13 protein-coding genes are annotated in these 17,966 nt (G+C 43.7%); 5 read left to right on the top strand and 8 right to left on the bottom strand.

Features of this window, described 5'->3' with window-relative positions:
• Positions 1-124: 124 nt before the first annotated feature.
• From BLS59_RS07885 to BLS59_RS07865, 5 genes are all read right to left on the bottom strand, one after another.
• Positions 125-2,959, bottom strand: a complete 2,835-nt coding sequence (locus BLS59_RS07885; RefSeq protein ID WP_091147260.1) for a hypothetical protein — start codon at positions 2,957-2,959, stop codon at positions 125-127.
• Positions 2,960-3,015: 56 nt separating this feature from the next.
• Positions 3,016-4,341 carry a DUF2231 domain-containing protein gene (locus tag BLS59_RS07880; protein WP_091147257.1) on the bottom strand — a complete coding sequence of 442 codons (1,326 nt, stop codon included), beginning with the start codon at positions 4,339-4,341 and terminating at the stop codon, positions 3,016-3,018.
• Entirely contained in the window at positions 4,338-5,447 is a 1,110-nt protein-coding gene (locus tag BLS59_RS07875; RefSeq protein ID WP_091147254.1) for a twin-arginine translocation signal domain-containing protein, read from the bottom strand. Before BLS59_RS07875 ends, BLS59_RS07880 begins: the two co-directional genes overlap by 4 nt.
• A 169-nt stretch (positions 5,448-5,616) precedes the next feature.
• On the bottom strand, positions 5,617-7,131 hold the full coding sequence (locus BLS59_RS07870; RefSeq protein ID WP_091147251.1) for a DUF1501 domain-containing protein: 1,515 nt from the start codon (positions 7,129-7,131) through the stop codon (positions 5,617-5,619).
• Positions 7,132-7,137: 6 nt separating this feature from the next.
• Positions 7,138-10,362, bottom strand: a complete 3,225-nt coding sequence (locus tag BLS59_RS07865) for a DUF1553 domain-containing protein (protein ID WP_091147248.1) — start codon at positions 10,360-10,362, stop codon at positions 7,138-7,140.
• Between the two features lie 148 nt (positions 10,363-10,510).
• On the opposite strand from BLS59_RS07865, the gene BLS59_RS07860 reads away from it, so the two are divergent.
• The 4 genes from BLS59_RS07860 to BLS59_RS07845 all read left to right on the top strand — a co-directional run bounded on the left by BLS59_RS07860 (position 10,511) and on the right by BLS59_RS07845 (position 14,445).
• The gene (locus BLS59_RS07860) at positions 10,511-11,386 is read left to right on the top strand and encodes a helix-turn-helix domain-containing protein (protein WP_091147245.1); all 876 of its coding nucleotides are present in this window, start codon (positions 10,511-10,513) and stop codon (positions 11,384-11,386) included.
• Between the two features lie 125 nt (positions 11,387-11,511).
• On the top strand, positions 11,512-12,942 hold the full coding sequence (locus BLS59_RS07855; RefSeq protein WP_240315173.1) for a sensor histidine kinase: 1,431 nt from the start codon (positions 11,512-11,514) through the stop codon (positions 12,940-12,942).
• An 82-nt stretch (positions 12,943-13,024) separates the two neighbouring features.
• Positions 13,025-13,402: a response regulator gene (locus BLS59_RS07850; protein WP_091147243.1), complete on the top strand. Its 378-nt coding sequence runs from the start codon at positions 13,025-13,027 to the stop codon at positions 13,400-13,402.
• Positions 13,402-14,445 carry an adenylate/guanylate cyclase domain-containing protein gene (locus BLS59_RS07845; RefSeq protein WP_205411208.1) on the top strand — a complete coding sequence of 348 codons (1,044 nt, stop codon included), beginning with the start codon at positions 13,402-13,404 and terminating at the stop codon, positions 14,443-14,445. The genes BLS59_RS07850 and BLS59_RS07845 overlap by 1 nt, the downstream gene beginning before the upstream one ends.
• A gap of 96 nt (positions 14,446-14,541) precedes the next feature.
• On the opposite strand, the gene BLS59_RS07840 is transcribed toward BLS59_RS07845, so the two are convergent.
• Both BLS59_RS07840 and BLS59_RS07835 read right to left on the bottom strand, forming a co-directional pair.
• On the bottom strand, positions 14,542-15,420 hold the full coding sequence (locus BLS59_RS07840) for a YitT family protein (RefSeq protein WP_091147236.1): 879 nt from the start codon (positions 15,418-15,420) through the stop codon (positions 14,542-14,544).
• 10 nt (positions 15,421-15,430) lie between these two features.
• Positions 15,431-16,012 (bottom strand): HD domain-containing protein, encoded by a 582-nt coding sequence (locus BLS59_RS07835; RefSeq protein WP_091147233.1) that lies wholly within the window; start codon positions 16,010-16,012, stop codon positions 15,431-15,433.
• Positions 16,013-16,121: 109 nt separating this feature from the next.
• Here BLS59_RS07835 and BLS59_RS07830 point away from each other — a divergent pair, with 109 nt between their 5' ends.
• A complete protein-coding gene (locus tag BLS59_RS07830; RefSeq protein WP_091147229.1) occupies positions 16,122-17,342 on the top strand; it encodes a dicarboxylate/amino acid:cation symporter in 1,221 nt (406 codons plus the stop codon).
• On the opposite strand, the gene BLS59_RS07825 is transcribed toward BLS59_RS07830, so the two are convergent.
• The gene (locus BLS59_RS07825; protein WP_143014068.1) at positions 17,339-17,782 is read right to left on the bottom strand and encodes a hypothetical protein; all 444 of its coding nucleotides are present in this window, start codon (positions 17,780-17,782) and stop codon (positions 17,339-17,341) included. The genes BLS59_RS07830 and BLS59_RS07825 overlap by 4 nt on opposite strands.
• Positions 17,783-17,966 lie beyond the last annotated feature (184 nt).

The following is a 17,966-nucleotide window of genomic DNA, read 5'->3' as shown; positions in this document are numbered from 1 at the left end:
GAGAGCTTAACAAAACCCATGAAAATTTAATTTCATGTAACAACCCGTAAATATGGCAAATCAAAACTTATGAATATTGGCATACTATTCAACGAAATTGACAATGATGACTGTCAAAAGCACATCAATTAACCTTTAAAGTTTGGGTAATAGTACCAATACTGCCACTCATATCTGCGCCTTCCATAACAATTGTGTATATGCCAGCTATGTCTGATGTGTAAAATGATAGCGTCGCCTTACCATCGGGCCCGGTAACTAAATTAGGCTCCCAAAAAATGGTGGAACGGCGATCTGTGGTTGTAGCCATATTTTGTTTTTTGAAATATTTAGGGCTGTAAAAATGCTGCCGGGGCCATGCTAAGGGCGCACCTCTAAATAATGCCATACCTATACTTACCTTATTATACGGACCGCGCTTGCCCCGTGTTGTAATTTCTACGTAGGCAGGACCGCCACGTACATAATCAACAGGATCTCCCGGATTATATTTTGAATTGTACAGCATAGAATTTTTCATGGATGTCATTACCTCTACGCCAACTATGTCCTCGGCTGTAAATGCGTCTATAAGACTTTCTATGTAAATATTTTGCTGTTGAATTTTGCTGTCATTCTCACTTAAAAGAAATTGCTGATCCAGTTGCGCTAAAATTTTTTTTTGCTCGGTATCATATAAACCATCCTCCAGATTAATACCATCAAAAATAAAATGGACACGCTTATTATGTATCCTGAAGCCCCTGAACGGATCATAAGTTAAGCTGTTAATTTTTGTTTGCAAAAACTTTACAAGGCTCATATTGCCGGCCTTTATCATATCATTTTCGTCTAATACTTGCTCCGCACCATTCAATGGGTTAAGGTTATGCGATCCCTTTACAGATTTTACACCTTTTATTTTCACTTCATTAAGCATTTTACCGCCGTTTGTAAGTAATGCCATTTCTTCTTTATCAGTTAGTTTTTTGTTAACGGCACTATTTATCATCACGGTATCTGAATTGGCATTCCATGGCATTAGTACCCGTTGGGTTTGCGCAAAAACAGGCGGTGGTGTTACATCCATTTCTACACCCACATTAAAGGCCTTGCCATTTTTGTTTACCGTACGGATATTAAAAATTGGCGTATCGATCCGTGGAAAATTGCTAAAAGTGAACCTGCCCTTAGCGTCGGTAAGTGTGTCTTTAAATATCAATGGGCGCGGACCAAATAAACTTACTCGTGTGCCAGCCACAGCTTTACCAAAAACGTTGGTTACTTTACCACTTACTTCAAATTGGGTTTCGGCTTTAAATTTAGGTTCTTTAGCCGGGGTAAATAAACCATCCCAATCATATGCCGTCCATCCCTGGGTATATAGCAGCAGGTCGAGGTCGGCCCATGCTTCGGGGGTTTGCTGCAGATAGTGCCCGGGCGTTTCAATATCGCCTTTTACACCTGCGGTAATTAACATGCGGGTAATTATATTGCCCTGGCTAATGCTGTCTGTTTTTACCTGTCCGTTATCCGTTACTGCAACCGAAAAGCTACCTTTAACCGGATTGTTTGCTTCATCTGTTACATTAAACTGTAAAGCCACACTATCGCGCTTGCCGTATGTTTGTTTATTGGTTGTAACATTAATCTTCAAACGATCCTGATGATCAATATATACCAGCCTTTCGTTAAGCAGCTTCCTGTTTTGATCGAGCAGGGAAATGCGCGCTATCCCTGTTGGAAATATATTTTTAGGTATTTTTATGGTACGATCTTTTCCTGTTAAACGAATTATTGCCCCGTAACTTGCCAAGCCTCTGCCCTGCCCTATAATATAGTATATGCCGCCTTGTGAACTTGCATTAATTGTTGCTAATAGCGCAACCGTATCCTTTGGATTTACAACATTAAATACCGTACCAAGAGGTTTTACGTCCGGTATCGGATAGCTTTTTTTAAGGCCACCGGGAAAATTTATACTTGCCGTGTAGGTTTCACCAGGCAAGGGTTTAAACTGAAAATTCCCCATCCCGTTAAAGCGGGTTTTAAAGGTGGTAATAACCGCGCCCGATCTGTCTATAATTTCGCCTGATACCGGCACGCTGCTGCCATCTTCGCCGGTGGCTTTAAAGCCTATGTTACCGTTTATGCCCTCAACCAGGTTACCGCCTTCGGGCATAAATTGTACGTCAGTATTGGCTGCGCGGTTTACAGCAAGCGGCATAATTATTTGCTGTTTTGTAATTTCCTTGCTATCCTCAGTAATGCTAAGCAACACCTGCTTGCCTATTGCCTTAATTGGTAGCGGGAAACTAATACCCAGCAAGCCATCTACCCGCGTTTGCACCTTGCCGCCGGCCAAATATTTACCCCCGCTGCTTATTCTTAACCGCATACTTTGTACCCTTACGGGTTCGGCATTTAAGTTATTGAACGACAGATTAAGTGCTGCGCTATCTTTTTTCCCATTTATAGCTACAACAGCCTTTACCAGCCATGCATTATCTGTTTTACCGTTGATGTAAAATGTTTGCGTAAATGCAGGTTCATCGCTGTAATTGCGCATCCAGTTGGTATACGCGCGAATAGTATAGGTACCGGGCGGCATGAGGTGTTCATCGAGCGGAATATTGCCCCAGCCTAATCCAATTATCAGCGGGAGGACGAAGTTTTTAACAATCTCTCCTTTTTCATTGCTGATATTGATATGCAATAAACCGCTTTTTGTAGTTGAACCCAGACTTGCCGCATCAAATACGTAAGCTTTATACCAGATGGTATCACCGGCAGAGTAGTATGGCTTATCAAATTGCAGGTAAACAGATTCCTTAGCTTCGGCAATCTGCCTGTTTGCAACTGCGGATAACACATTATCTATACCCCCGGTGGGGGCGGTTTGCGCAGCGGACTTGAAAACTTTAAAACTTATTATAATTACAACAGATAGCGCAAGGCAGAATTTCGCTTTATTGGTCATGATAAGGTATATATGATATTTAATACATCAAACATGAACAATATATGCTAATTATTTCACTTAGCAGCTCTACCCCAGGTATAAATTCTTTTAATTCCCGTATTTTTTTTAATATTAACTATTCCTGCATCAGTTATTTTTGTTTCATTTAGATTCACGGCTTCGAGGTGTTTCAAAGCAGCAATATTACCACTTACGCCATCGGTTACAGGGTTGTTCTCAATCCGTAGTTTTTCGAGGTTGGTAAATGATTTCAAGATAGTTAAATCATTATCTGTAAAATTATTGCCAGATAGATTTAGCCAGATGATGTTTTTAGCCAGCGACATCAGGTCGTTCTTTATGGCCGGCATTTTAACACCCGAATTGGCAGGCAGCGTAATATCCAGCATTACCGGTTTTTTCAGCATTAGCCGCACCATTAGCCCTTTTCCCCGCAAACGGGCAATCAGCAATGTATCTGCCTGTAGCGGAATATCGGGGTTGATAGCTTGTGTAAATCCATTATCATCGCCGCTTGACGTAGCTACGTTATTTAGACCTAAATAAGTACTAACCTGTGTTTTTATAGAATCGGTATTTTTTAGCTGGGCCATAGTTTTGCCCTCTGCGGCTCCCGCTTCTGCTATCCACCATTTGATGATCTGTACCTCGGTTTTGGTGAGTGGCGGCTTGCCATCGGCAGGCATATAATCCTTATGATCGGGATCAAGCGTTATACGTTTATACAGCTCGCTTTCTGTTAATTTCCCGGGCACAATGGCTGGCCCGTTTTTACCGCCCTTTAACAGCGTTTGCAGGTTTTCTACCGAAAAATTGCCTTTCAGTTTACCATTCTGGTGGCATTGCGCGCATTTTTTTTGGAGGATAGGTGCCACTACATCTTCAAATATCATGGCACTTTGAACGCTGGCAGGTTTTTCACGCACCTGCTGTGTTAATGTGCGCATAGTAAGATAATCATTACCATGCGTAAGGCTTGCTCCTTGATGACCACTATAACTCATCAATGCTATAAGCCCAATAAGCAACACCGAAAACAGTTTCCCGGGGATGCGTACTTCTCGTTTAGCTTTATCTGTAGAGATATAATACAGCACACCCGAAATTACTGCGAGTGTTATCCCAGAAAGTTTGTGGTGTGTTAAAACAGCTTTATCATAATCGCCCGATAAGGATAATATATAACCGAACAAACACGCCAGCAATGCCGAAATAAACCCGATAAGTAATGTTATAGATACCGCTGGTTTTAAATTTTCATACTTTTTTTTGTAGGATAAAACATCAAAAACCGCCGCCAGCAGTATAAAGCCAATAGGCAGGTGCACAATAAGCGGATGTAAATGGCCCGAGAAAGTTGTAATGTTACCTAATATCATACACGCGTTAATTTCACTGGGGCCGTGTGGTAGGCGTTCCACTGGCACACGTAAACGTTTTTATCCTCGTCGACACATACATCATGACCGTGCTGAAAAACGGGATTATGTGCCTGCAGTGTTGGCTGCAAAACACCACCTTTGTATACCGGCGCGGCACCACCGGGGTTTGATACTACCCTATCATTGGCATCAAGCACGGTTAAAAAGCCCGAATAATCAAAGCGGTTACCAGACGCATCTTTTGACCAGCAAACGCCTGCATATATATTTTGATCGTTAATAACGGCGCGACATACGTACATGCCGGGCATATCAATCCGTTTGATAAATTTACCATCGAGCGTAAATACCTTAAAGCAATTTTCCTCGCGCGAGGTACAGATAAGCTTGGGATTATTTTTATCGCGGTTATCTATAGATACGCCGTGCGCGTTAACCAAATTATGATCTTTATTATCGTTATGATGCCCGCCGAAATGACGGATGTACTGCCCTTTGCTGTTGTATTGGATAATATAGTCAGATCCATAACCATCCGCTACGTAAATATCACCGTTAGGTGCTACCGCTGTTTCGGTTGGTTTAAATGGTTCATCATCTTTGTAAACGCCAATGGTGCGGGGATGCCCTATAGCGAATATTAGCTTTCCATCAACCGTAGTTTTTAGTACCTGGCCCGATTGACCGTAATTATTTCCCGTACGGTCTTGCGCCCAGCCGCAATCCGTTAGCAACAGAAAATCCTCTCCCCCCTCTTTACTGATGCTTAAACCATGCCCGCCGGGCAAAGCCGTACCCCAGTAATCAAGTAATTTGCCCGACTTATCAAAAATAAGGATGTTATTATGGGTATGATCGCCAAGCATTATAAGGCGGCCCTTGCTGTCCTGCACCATTTCGTGGCAATTGGCCAGCGGGTTGGTATTTACGCTAATCTTGGCCCAGCCTTTATCGGCTTTGTAGGTAAAGCCACCATGACCAATAACCTGATCATCTTCCTTTAAATCTTTGTGTAAAATAGCAAAGCTTTTACCCGGCGCGGCTGCAACCAGGGCAGATGCAACAGTAGCGTTCTTTATAAAATCCCTTCTCGAATTTTTCATAAATTATAATTTGGTTGTGATTGGTTGGTATCAAGTAGTTAGTATCAAGTATCAAGACACTGATATCTCAAATCTAATATCAGATTTTTTTTTGAATATGTACATACAAATAAATCTACTGGGTTCTAACTGTCTTGATACTTGATACTAACTACTTGATACTAAAATACTAAGTCAATATATCTTTTACCACTTTTCCTTCCACATCGGTAAGCCGGAAACGCCTGCCCTGAAATTTATAGGTAAGCCTTTCATGATCTATCCCCATAAGGTGTAACAGCGTTGCCTGAAAATCATGCACATGCACCGGATCTTTTACTATATTATAGCTAAAATCATCAGTTTCGCCGTAGGTTATGCCGGGCTTTACCCCGGCCCCGGCCATCCACATGGTAAAACAGCGCGGGTGATGGTCGCGGCCGTAATCATTGGCGGTAAGTTTACCTTGCGAGTACACCGTACGACCGAACTCGCCACCCCATATAACCAGGGTATCTTCCAATAATCCCCGTTGTTTTAAATCTTTAATGAGGGCCGCAGTGGCCTGATCTGTAGCCTTGCATTGCGTTGCTATACCCGATGGCAAACCGCTATGCTGATCCCAGCCCTGGTGGTACAACTGTACAAACTTTACATCTTTTTCCAGCAGTTTGCGCGCCAATAAACAGTTGGCTGCGTAGGTTCCTGAATCGCGGCTATCGGGGCCGTACATTTCAAAGATCTCGTTAGGCTCATCGGCGGTACTCATTACTTCGGGCACGGAGGTTTGCATACGATAGGCCATTTCATACTGGGCTATGCGGGCATCTACCTCCGGGTCGCCATAGGCGGCGTTTTGCATTTGGTTTAGTTTAGACAGGTATTCCAACATCTCCTTCCTGTCCTTACCGTCATACCCATCGGGGTTATTCAGAAACAGTACCGGATCTTTCCCCGCCCTGAATTGTACGCCCTGGTGCTTGGATGGCAGGAAGCCATTACCCCATAAACGGGCATACAGTGGTTGATCTTTTTGTCCGTTTTTGGAAACCAGCACAATAAAAGTTGGCAGGTTATTGTTATCGGATCCCAGGCCGTAACTGATCCACGATCCTATGGACGGCCTGCCCGGCAATTGGTTACCCGTTTGAAAAAAGGTAATAGCAGGATCATGGTTTATAGCCTCGGAATGCATTGATTTTATGATGCAAAGCTCGTCGACGACTTCTGCCGTAAATGGCATTAACTCGCTCATCCAGGTGCGGCTTTCGCCATGCTGGTTAAACTTGCAGAAAGATGGCACCATAGGCAGCGCGCTTTGATTGGCACTCATACCGGTAAGGCGTTGTCCCTTACGAACAGAATCGGGCAGGTTTTGGCCCATCATATTTGCCAGCATAGGTTTATAGTCAAATGTTTCAAATTGCGATGGCCCACCGCTTTGAAACAAATACACTACCCTTTTTGCCTTGGGTGCAAAGTGCGGTAACGCCCTTAAAATATCTGCCTCCAAATCGCCGGTTGATGCCGCCGAGGTCTTTGGGGAACTACCGAACAGGCTATTGCCAAACAATGAACCCACAGCCAAAGCGCCAATACCAAGCGAAGTTTTGGTTAAAAACTCGCGGCGGTCGAGCTTTTTATTGAGCTCATTAAATTCGGGTGTATGAAGTCTGAACTCCTCATCATGGTGAAAATCTGCCATACAAATTTATCTTTTGGTTAATGATGCGTCGGAATTAAGAATAGTGCTGGCAACCACCGTATTGGCAGCTATCATGGAACTATCCAATGTTTTATCTATTTTATATTGGCCGGTGTTGAGCCAGCCGGTTTGCTTTTCGGGATGCGCCCTGAATTTTTTGAACTCGGTTTGCTGCAGGGTGAGCAGCAGACTTACCTCGTTGGCCCCCGGCTGGCGTCCGGTAAGTTTGCGATAAGTGGTAACTATGGCCGCACGGCTGTCATGTGATCGTGTCATTTGCTCGCCCATTACCTTGGCTGCCTCTATAAAGGTTGGATCATTAAGGGTTACCAGCGCTTGCAATGGCGTGTTGGTTTTTTGCCTGCGCATGGTGCAATAATTACGCGCCGTTGCATCAAAGGTTGATAATGTTGGATTAGGCACCGACCGCTTGATGATAACATACAAGCTGCGCCTGTAAACAGCTTTGCCCGTATCCGGTGTGTAGCTGGTATTGTTAATTTCCCAAAGTCCCTCGGGCTGATAAGGTTTCACACTTTTGCCGCCAATCTGCGTATTCAGTAGACCACTGGCCAGCAGCGCGTTATCGCGGATCATTTCGGCCTGCATCCGGTATGCGGGACCATGCGACAGAAAGCGGTTCTCTACATCTTTTTCTACAGCCTCCTTACTCGCGCGAGAATCCTGCCGGTAAGTAGCCGACATAACGATCATTTTGTTTAGCTGTTTCACATTCCAGCCCGATTCGATAAAGGTAGTAGCCAGCCAGTCCAGCAGTTCAGGATGACTTGGCATTTCGCCCTGATTACCAAAATCCTCGGCTGTTTTCACTATGCCTGTGCCAAAAAAGTTCTGCCAGAAACGATTCACGGCAACCCTCGCTGCCAAAGGATTATTGGGGTTTGTTACCCATTGCGCCAATCCGTACCTGTTTTTAGGCAGATGTTTATCAAAAGGTAAAATAGCCTCGGGCGTGGTCGGGTAAACCTGCTGGCCTGGCATATCATAATTGCCGCGTTTAAGCAGGAATGTTTTTTTAGGCTTGGCCATTTCACGCATCACCATTAACTCCTCAATATTCTCTGTCGAATCAGATAACTGGGTACGCAGGGCTGTTAACTTTTGTTCTTCTGATTGCACATCCGGATCAACTGCCGAGAGATAATAAGCCTTTAAACTGTTCTTATCCTCAGGAGATAACAGCGCCTTAGCCTTAACCGCAATTTGCGACCATGCCGCTTTTTGAGCCAGTGTTTTAACCTCAAACGGCGTTAGTGTGCGGTTATAAACGGTAATATCATCTACCTTACCATCCTTAAAACCACGCCCACGCCACCATGCACCAATTTGCAGACCAGGCCCGCCTCCATTAAACAAAATATCTTTAGTCAGCGCGTCCATAGTGGTTTCCATTCGCATTTCCGTACCATCCATGTATAACTTAAATCCTGCTGCTTTGGATGAGCCATCATAAGTAGCCGTAAGCTGAATCCATTTATCGCGCGGAACATCATCAATACTTACCCTTGTTATGGCATTTGAGGGGCCTGTATGTGCCATATTAAGCTCCAGTTTATTATTTCTGAGATATAGGTGATATCCTTTAAAATTATATAACCGCTCGGCACTGCTTTTATGAAAAATAACCCCCTCGGCAAGTTGTTTGGGAATATTTACCCAAATGCCCACACTAAAGGGTTGTGATCGCCTGAAAATGCCCGCCTGGTTCAAATCAAGCCAGGTATCGCCGTTAAGCACTATGGCTTTACCATTTCCCTTATTTTCAAACACGGCATTATCGCCGGGCTGCCCGGTTTCGCGCTTCATTACGGCTATATCTTTGGGGTTTACTTTGTTGGCTAAACTTCCGTTATCAAACGTATAATAAGCCTGTAAGCCGTTACCGGGAATCTTATCGGCAACAAGTTTTTTATAACCTCCCTCATTTATCCATTTATCAAAGCCAGCGGTGGCTTTAATTTCTGTTTGGGCAAGGGTTTGCTGTTCGGTTTTTATGTTGTTGTTGATGTACTGCAGTACTTGTTCTTTTTGTTTGGTGGGCAGCAATAAGGTTGGCGTTGGCAGGGCATCATCATAAGAAATTTGCCCAGCTTCCTTCACGTTATTAAAAAAGCTAAATAACTCGTAATAGTTCTTTTGCGATATCGGGTCGAACTTATGGTCATGGCATTTGGCACAACCTACAGACATCCCCAGCATAGCATTACCAAAGGTGTTGGTACGATCTATAACATATTCGGTTTGAAACTCTTCTTCAATTATCCCCCCTTCCATATTTTGCTGGTGGTTGCGGTTAAAAGCGGTGGCGATAATCATATCGCGCGTGGGGTGCGGCATCAGATCGCCGGCCAGTTGCCATTGAATAAATTTATCGTAACTAAAATTGGTATTGAAAGCCTTGATCACCCAATCGCGATACGGCGACATATCCCTGATCCTATCCACCGTATACCCGTGCGAATCGGCATAACGGGCAACATCCAGCCAATCCACCGCCATTTTTTCTCCATAATGCGGAGATGCCAACAAACGATCTACCTGCTTTTCGTAAGCATTTGGAGAATTGTCCTTTAAAAAGTCGTCAATTTCTTTTATGGTTGGCGGCAAACCTGTTAAATCGAGCGTAACCCGGCGCAGCAGCAGTTCCTTATCTGCCTCTTTTGATGGCTGTAGCTTTTGTTGTTTTAGCTTGGCGAGGATAAAATTATCTATCGGGTTATTTATAGTTCCATCAGCATCGGGCACATCTGGCTTTACGGGTTTTACAAAGGCCCAGTGCGGTTTGTAAACGGCGCCGTCTTTTATCCATTTTATAAGTATAGCTTTTTCCTGCGCCGTAAGCGTATGATGCGATTCGGGCGAGGGCATCATGTATTTTGGATCATTTGACAAAATGCGGTGAAAAAACTCGCTCCCGTCTAAATTACCCGGATCAATGGCTACTTTGCCTTTATCGTCGGGTAAAGCTGCGTAAGCAAACTGTGCAATATCCAGCCTTAAACCCGCTTTTTGTTTGGCCTTATCGGGGCCATGGCAGGCAAAACATTTGTCGGACAGAATAGGCTTTACATCTATATTATAATCCAGCGAGCCGGGCAATGCGTTGTATGCCTCCTTTACATCGGGTGGTAAATCAACGGCCGTTGAATAGTAAAAGATACCGGCAAGCAGCAATACAGCACTAAGCAGTATAAATATAAGCCTTCGCATGAAGTAAATAATTGGTGTTTATAATTATGATAAATCTACGCTGGGGAATTGAGCAAAAGTTTCACAAACACAACATAAGTTTGTACAAAACCGACTTTTATAGTAACAAGTGTATCAGTTTATATTTAACTTGCATCACCTTATAGTTATGAACAAAAGCATTTTACGATCAACTTTTGCCCTGCTGAATACCGACTATGTGCAGTTGAACAAAACCTGGAACTATAAAAATGTAACCAGCACTTTTTACCGCCTGTATTATATTGATGGTGGCGAAGGCAAGTTGTACAACACCAACAGCACTGTTAAATTAGAAGAAGGTTTTTTATACCTTATTCCCAGCTTTACAACCTGCAGTTATTACTGCGATAATTATTTGAGTCAGTACTACATCACGTTTGCAGAGCAATCTGCAGATGGGGCATCCCTTTTTTCATCAAACAGAAGGCTCCTGAGCATAAAGGCTACCGATGATGTAATTGTCTGTGTAAAAAAGATACTGCAATTGAATCCTAATCGTACCTTAAAGGCATCATACAACCCCAAAGTTTATGAAAAACGCCCCATATTAAAAGGGTTTGATGAACTTAATGAGCTGATGCCTGCTTCTGCATATATGGAAACCTGCGGCCTGCTGTTGCAACTCATCTCGAGGTTTATGGTATCGGGGATATTTTTAACAGAAGATAAGGGCGTTATTAATTCCAAAATATCTGATGCAATAAATTATATACAAACCAACTTGCAGCAAACCATTACCGTGACCGATCTGGCTACCAGGGCTAATCATAACGCCGACTATTTTTCGAGGTTATTTTATGAAAGTACAGGCGAACGGCCACTTACCTACATCCAATCCAAACGAATTGAACGGGCTCAATTGCTGCTTACTACAACCAATTTGCCCTTTTATGATATCGCTACCGAAACCGGGTTCGAGAACCTGTCGTACTTTTCGCGCATCTTTAAAAACATTACCGGGCAAACCCCTAGTTCATACAAAAAGAACAGCCTGCTTATATAATTACAACTGTTTACGAGGCTATAAACACGTTACAATTTATTAAATTGCAATTAGTGTAAATAAAATATTAGTTTTAAATTGTTTCGAATAACATTTATCACCACAACAACCGAGTAACACATCATATGCATATTGCTTTAGAACCCTTTGTCGCGATTTTTTTAGCTACTCAATTACGTAAAACCGTAAAGGCGGATAGTATGCGCTTTGACTTACAAGCACCGGATCCGCGTAAAACCGAGCTGGCAAAATATATGATGGTTGCCGTTTATGGTGCCGTTGCGCTGGTCTGTGTAGACTTTACCGCTCGTAATAATTCGTTTTTTGAGCACCTGGGGTTGTGGCTGGGACACCTGCTGGTATTTAGCCTTGCAGCGCTCCCCTATTATATTGAAGATTTTAAACCAAACCGCACCATTGTTACCGCAATGATTCCTTATATAGCTATAGCGTTTATATCGGATCTGTTAGAAAATGTATTCCCAACTTTTTACGACAACCATCAGGATCTTATTGAAAATATTTACTGGTGTACTATTTTATGGTTCGGCGCTATGTACCTTATTACGCGTAAGCAAAGTAAGGCACTGGAAACCGAACGCAAAAAACGGTTCGACGAACAGGAGCAGAACCGCATGATGGCCGCCATGAAGGTAAACCTGGAAAGCGAGGTTAAACAACGTACCGCCCAGCTTACACATCAAACCGAAGAATTACAACAGGCCATATCTGAACTTAAAAGCACACAGGCCCAGCTTATCCAGTCAGAAAAAATGGCTTCGCTGGGTGAGCTTACAGCAGGTATCGCCCACGAAATTCAAAATCCACTCAATTTTGTAAACAACTTTAGCGAGGTAAGTATTGAACTGCTTGACGAGCTCAAGGAAGAAATACTAAGCAAACTCCCCGATGACGTTAAGGAAGAGGCGGGTGATATTATTAATGATATTACGCAAAACCTTACCAAGATAAATCAACACGGTAAACGTGCAGATGCCATTGTAAAAGGGATGCTGCAGCATTCGCGCACTACAACAGGCAAAAAAGAACCTACCGATGTTAATGCCCTGGCCGATGAATACCTGCGCCTCAGTTACCACGGATTACGTGCTAAAGACAAGCTCTTTAATGCTGGTATGAAAACCAGTTTTGATGCCAACATTGGCAAAATAAACGCCATTCCTCAGGATTTGGGCAGGGTACTCCTTAACCTGTTTAACAACTCGTTTTACTCCGTTGCCGAAAAGAAAAAGCTAAACATTAATGGTTATGAGCCTACGGTAACAGTAGTTACCAAGAAAGTTGCCGGCCCTACCGGCGCTGGTTCTGTTGAGATTACGGTGAGCGACAATGGTATGGGTATCCCTCAAAAAGTACTGGATAAAATATACCAGCCTTTTTTTACAACCAAGCCTACCGGACAGGGAACCGGCTTGGGTTTATCTATGAGTTATGATATTATTACCAAGGCACATGGGGGCGAATTAAAAGTAGAAACCGCCGAAGGTGAATTTGCGAGGTTTATTATCACCATACCAAATTTATCAAATTCATAAAAATACCAGGTTTGGGCCGAATTTACAGCCGGATATCTGCATAAACAAATACAAAAACTAACTTTGGGTAATATTGAAAACCATGAAAATACTTGTTGTTGATGATGAGGCCGATGTACAGCCCTTATTTATACAACGTTTTAGAAAAGAAATAAAAAGCGGTGAGGTTGAGCTTGATTTTGCGCTATCGGGCGAGGAAGCGATGGCTTTCCTGGCCGATCATCATTCGCAGGTGATTCTCATCCTGTCAGACATTAATATGCCCGGCATGAGCGGGTTAGAACTGCTTGACAATATAAGGCACACCTATGAAAAACCGCCCCCGGTGGTAATGATGATAACGGCTTACGGCGATGACGAAAATTATCAGCGGTCGATGGAGTTAGGTGCCGATGATTTTTTAACAAAACCCCTTGATTTTAACAATCTTAAAGAAAAACTTAAACATTTAGAACAATAATGGCCAAGATACTGGTGGTTGATGATGAATCGGATCTGGAGCTTTTGATAAAACAAAAATTCAGAAAAAAGATACGGGAAAAGGCATATGATTTTGTATTTGCCCACAATGGTTTTGAAGCACTCATTAAGCTTGCAGAAGAACCTGACATTGATGTTGTACTAAGCGACATTAATATGCCAGAAATGGATGGCCTTACCCTGCTTACCAAGCTGCCCGAAGCCAATCCTATCCTCAAGGCCGTAATGGTATCTGCCTATAGCGATATGGATAACATCCGTACGGCTATGAACCGTGGGGCCTTTGATTTTGTGGTGAAGCCGGTAAACTTTGAAGACCTGGATATTACTATTGAAAAAACGCTGCTGCATGTTATCGAACTTAAAAAAACCTTGCAGGCCATAAAGGAGAACAATATACTGCGCATGTATGTGGATGAAAACGTTCTTAACTTCATGACACATAAGGAGTTTGAAACCAGCCTGCTTAGCAACGAAACCGTTGATGCTACCGTGCTGTTCATTGATATATGCAGCTTTACCGCCATCAGCGAGCACGTACCGGCAAACACGGTGGTGGGCCTTATCAACAAACTTTTCGACCTGATGGTGAAGGAAATTATAGCGCAAAGTGGTCATATTGACAAGTTTATGGGCGATGCCATCATGGCCGTTTTTCGCGGGGAGTACCATCTCGACCGGGCTATCGATGCCGCCCTGGCCGTGCGTGAAAAAATGCACGCCGCCGAGGAGATAGTTTACGGCGATAAAACATTTAAACCCGAAGTTTCCATCGGTATAAATTCAGGAGAAATGATCTCGGGGAACATTGGCTCAGCGTCACTTAAACGATTGGATTACACGGTTATAGGCGACGCCGTTAACCTTGCACAACGCTTACAGGGCGTAGCGCAAGCAAACCAGATCATTGTAACAGAAGAGGTTTACCACAAGGCCAAAGAATCGTTTGCCTTCAATAAAATTGGCGAAGTGAGCCTTAAAAACAAGGCTAAACCTGTGGAGATATACGAAGTAGTTTCTTAAAGTCAAAATTAAAAAGTCAAAAAATGGAAAAGCTCCGAATACGACTTCTTATAAGAATAGTATTTTGACTTTTTAATTTTGACTTTTAACTTATTATCAATGTTCGCGGACGCGTTTTTTGAGCACGCCGCCGGCGGCTTCTTTGATGCTGTTGGTAAATACGAAAGCTTTGGGATCGATGCTGTGTACCAAATTTTTCAACCTCCGCACCTCCAAACGTGTTATCACCGTAAAAATAATATCAACCGGGTGGCTAACATCAAAACTCTCTTTCAGGAAACCGCGTTCGCCTTTGTAAACTGTAATACCACGCCCAAGTTCCATCACCAGTCTCTCTTTGATGATATCGCTTTTGCCCGATATGATGTTTACTGCCGTATATTCCTCCAATCCATCAATCACAAAGCTGATGGTGCGCGACGCAGTGTAGTAAGTAAGGATAGAATATAATGCGGTAGGCAGCCCAAGTTCAAAGGCAGCTATCAGGAATATGATGATATTTATCCCTAATATAATTTCGCTGATGGTAAAACTACTTCTTTTTAGCGTGTATAGCGCCAAAATCTCGATACCATCCAGTGCGCAGCCGCCACGGATGGAAAGGCCTACCCCCAGCCCCATGAACACCCCGCCAAATATGGATACCAAAAGCTTATCGGAAGTGATAACAGGGTAAGGCACATATAGCAAACAGATACCCAGCGCAATTACGCACACAAATGTTTTTAAGGCAAAGGATTTATTAACCTGGAACGCTCCCAAAATAACAAAAGGAATATTGGCCGCAATAATTACAAAGGCTATGTTCTTATGGTATATTTCGTGAATAAGCAGGGAGATACCGGTTACACCGCCATCGAAAAACTTGTTGGGTACCAAGAACCCTTTTAAGGCAAAGCCGCAAAATAAAATCCCTATAATTACGGTAACAATATCCTTAATTATTTCAGATAAACTATGCTCTGGTTTTGTCATGAATTGTATATTAAATTGTAGCTTTTTGTTTAATAACCAGCAAGTGCTGTTGCTTAGCCGCCGCCCTTAAACTTATAGCCGTTTTGGTAAAATAATGATGCTTTTCCAAAAATACCACCTGTAGCTTATCCCATTCCAGTTCGGTTTCCAGGTGGTCGGTTATTACAAGTTCCGAAAATAGCCTTTTACTAAGTATAAAAAAATCATTTCGGCCCAAATAATCCAAATCGGCATCACAAATAATTTCGCCGAGCCTGGTTTGCGGGTTCTGCGGCATTTTTGTGGCCATAATAATGGTACAGATCTGGTCGATATCATCGGCACTGTAACCAAAAGCAGGCAAATACTGTCGCGCTATTTTGCAGGAGTTTAGTTCATGATCCACCTGCCCCGTAATAAAACCCGAATCGTGGAACAAGGCTGCTGTAAGCAGCAAGGCGGTATCGTGCGCTTCTATTCCCTCGGCCCTGGCAATTTGGCCCGCGGCGGTGTATACATCAACAGCATGATCGGCATTGTGGTAATGAAAACATGCCGGGAGTTCCCTTTTTATCTTATCCAGTATAAATTCCCTGGCCTGTTCAATTTGCATCGCCCTAAAAATATGGTTGCTAATATATTAAATTGTTTGGCCGGTAAAAACCCATATTGCAAACTCTCCCCTTTTAGGTATCACGTAGCAAAACGACTATATTAGCTACATGAACAGCTGGTTTAAAAGTTACAAGGGTATCATTTTTTTAATGGCCGGTATTATAGCAGGCAGCATAGCCGGACTATTTTTGGGCAGCAAGGTAGAAGTTATAAAACCCATTGGCGATATTTTCCTTAACCTGCTGTTTACCGCCGTGGTACCGCTTGTTTTCTTTGCCATATCATCGGCCATTGCGGCGCTGGATGCCTCTAATAAACTAGGGCGACTGCTTGGCATTACGTCGCTGGTTTTTGTGGGTACGGTACTGGTGGCTGCCGTAATAACTATTGTGGCCGTGTGGATCTTCCCCGTACATCAGCACCTTGTGGCCAGCCCTGTTACCGAGGCCATTATTAAAAAACCAATAGGCGATCAGCTTACGCACCTGTTTACCACCAGCGAATTTTACGAGCTGCTATCGAGAAAGAGCATGCTGGCTATGATCATATTTTCGGTATTAACAGGTTTTGCCACATTGCGGTCGGGCCCGAAAGGGGCGGCATTTGCGAGCTTTTTACATGGCGGCAACGAGGTTTTTAAAAACATCTTTATCCTGATCATGAAATTAGGACCAATTGGTTTGGGTGCCTATTTCGCCTACCAGGTAGGTGTGTTCGGACCGCAGTTGTTTGGCGGGTATGCACGGTCAATGGCATTATATTATGGTGTAGGCGCATTTTATTTTGTGGTGCTGTTCAGCGTATATGCTTTTATAGCCGGGGGCCTAAAGGGGATAAAAAAATACTGGAAAAACAACATCATACCATCGGCAACGGCGGTTGGCACCTGCAGCAGCATAGCTACGATACCTGCCAATTTAGATGCCGCTAAAAAGATGGGAATCTCTGACGTTATTGCCAATGTAACCATCCCGCTTGGGGCTACGCTGCATAAGGATGGCTCCAGTATTTCATCCATTGTAAAAATGGCCGTGGTGTTTGCCCTGTTCGGCAAAAGCTTTAACAGCGCCGAAACCATAGCCATAGCCCTGGCCATGACGGTACTGGTAAGCCTGGTTGAAGGCGGCATCCCCAACGGCGGCTACATTGGCGAGCTGCTTTTTATATCCGCCTACGGCTTCCCGCCCGAGGCCCTGCCCCCGGCCATGATCATCGGTACATTGGTAGATCCCATGGCCACCCTCCTGAACGCCACCGGCGATACCGTCGCCGCCATGCTGATAAGCAGATTTAGCACCGGTAAAAAATGGATGGAGGGGGAGAGTTAGGTTTCTTGGGTTGGATATGCAAACCCGAGAAACACACCCCTCCACCCCACGCGGTCGCTCGGCTCCTGCCCACAGGTGTTGGGAAGACTGAATTTTATAAAAAAATTGTCATTTCGATAGAGCCAAGGCGGGAAAAAGCGCGGCGCGAAAGAGAAATCTTCTGCGGAATACAAAGCTCCAATGCGTGGCGAATAAGATTTCTCGCTCGTACCTCGCATCGAAATGACAACATTTTTGTCTTCCCAACACCTGTGGGCTCCTGCCGAGTGACAACTATCAACAGGCCTCCGGCCTGCGAGCTGCACAATCAAAATAATCACGGCGGCGGGACGCCGCGAAATAATCGTCACTCGGCTGGAGCCGAGCGACTGCGGTGAAAGAAATAAAAAAAATGTCATTTCGATGCGAGGTACGAGCGAGAAATCTTCTATGATATGCATTGCAACTTTGCATCCGCAGAAGATTTCTCTTTCGCGCCCCATGCGCTTCCCCAAGCGTGCTCTATCGAAATGACAAAATTTATATAATTCAATGCTACCTTCAACGAAGCCGAGCGACTGCAGTATAGCACATGCCCCCACTTTCTAAACTTCAAAATAAATATTCCCCAAATCATTATCTTTG

Source organism: Mucilaginibacter pineti, assembly GCF_900101875.1.
In the GTDB taxonomy this organism is placed as follows: Bacteria; Bacteroidota; Bacteroidia; order Sphingobacteriales; family Sphingobacteriaceae; genus Mucilaginibacter; species Mucilaginibacter pineti.
Note: the sequence above shows the minus strand (reverse complement) of the source record. Positions and strands in the feature narration are given on the sequence as shown.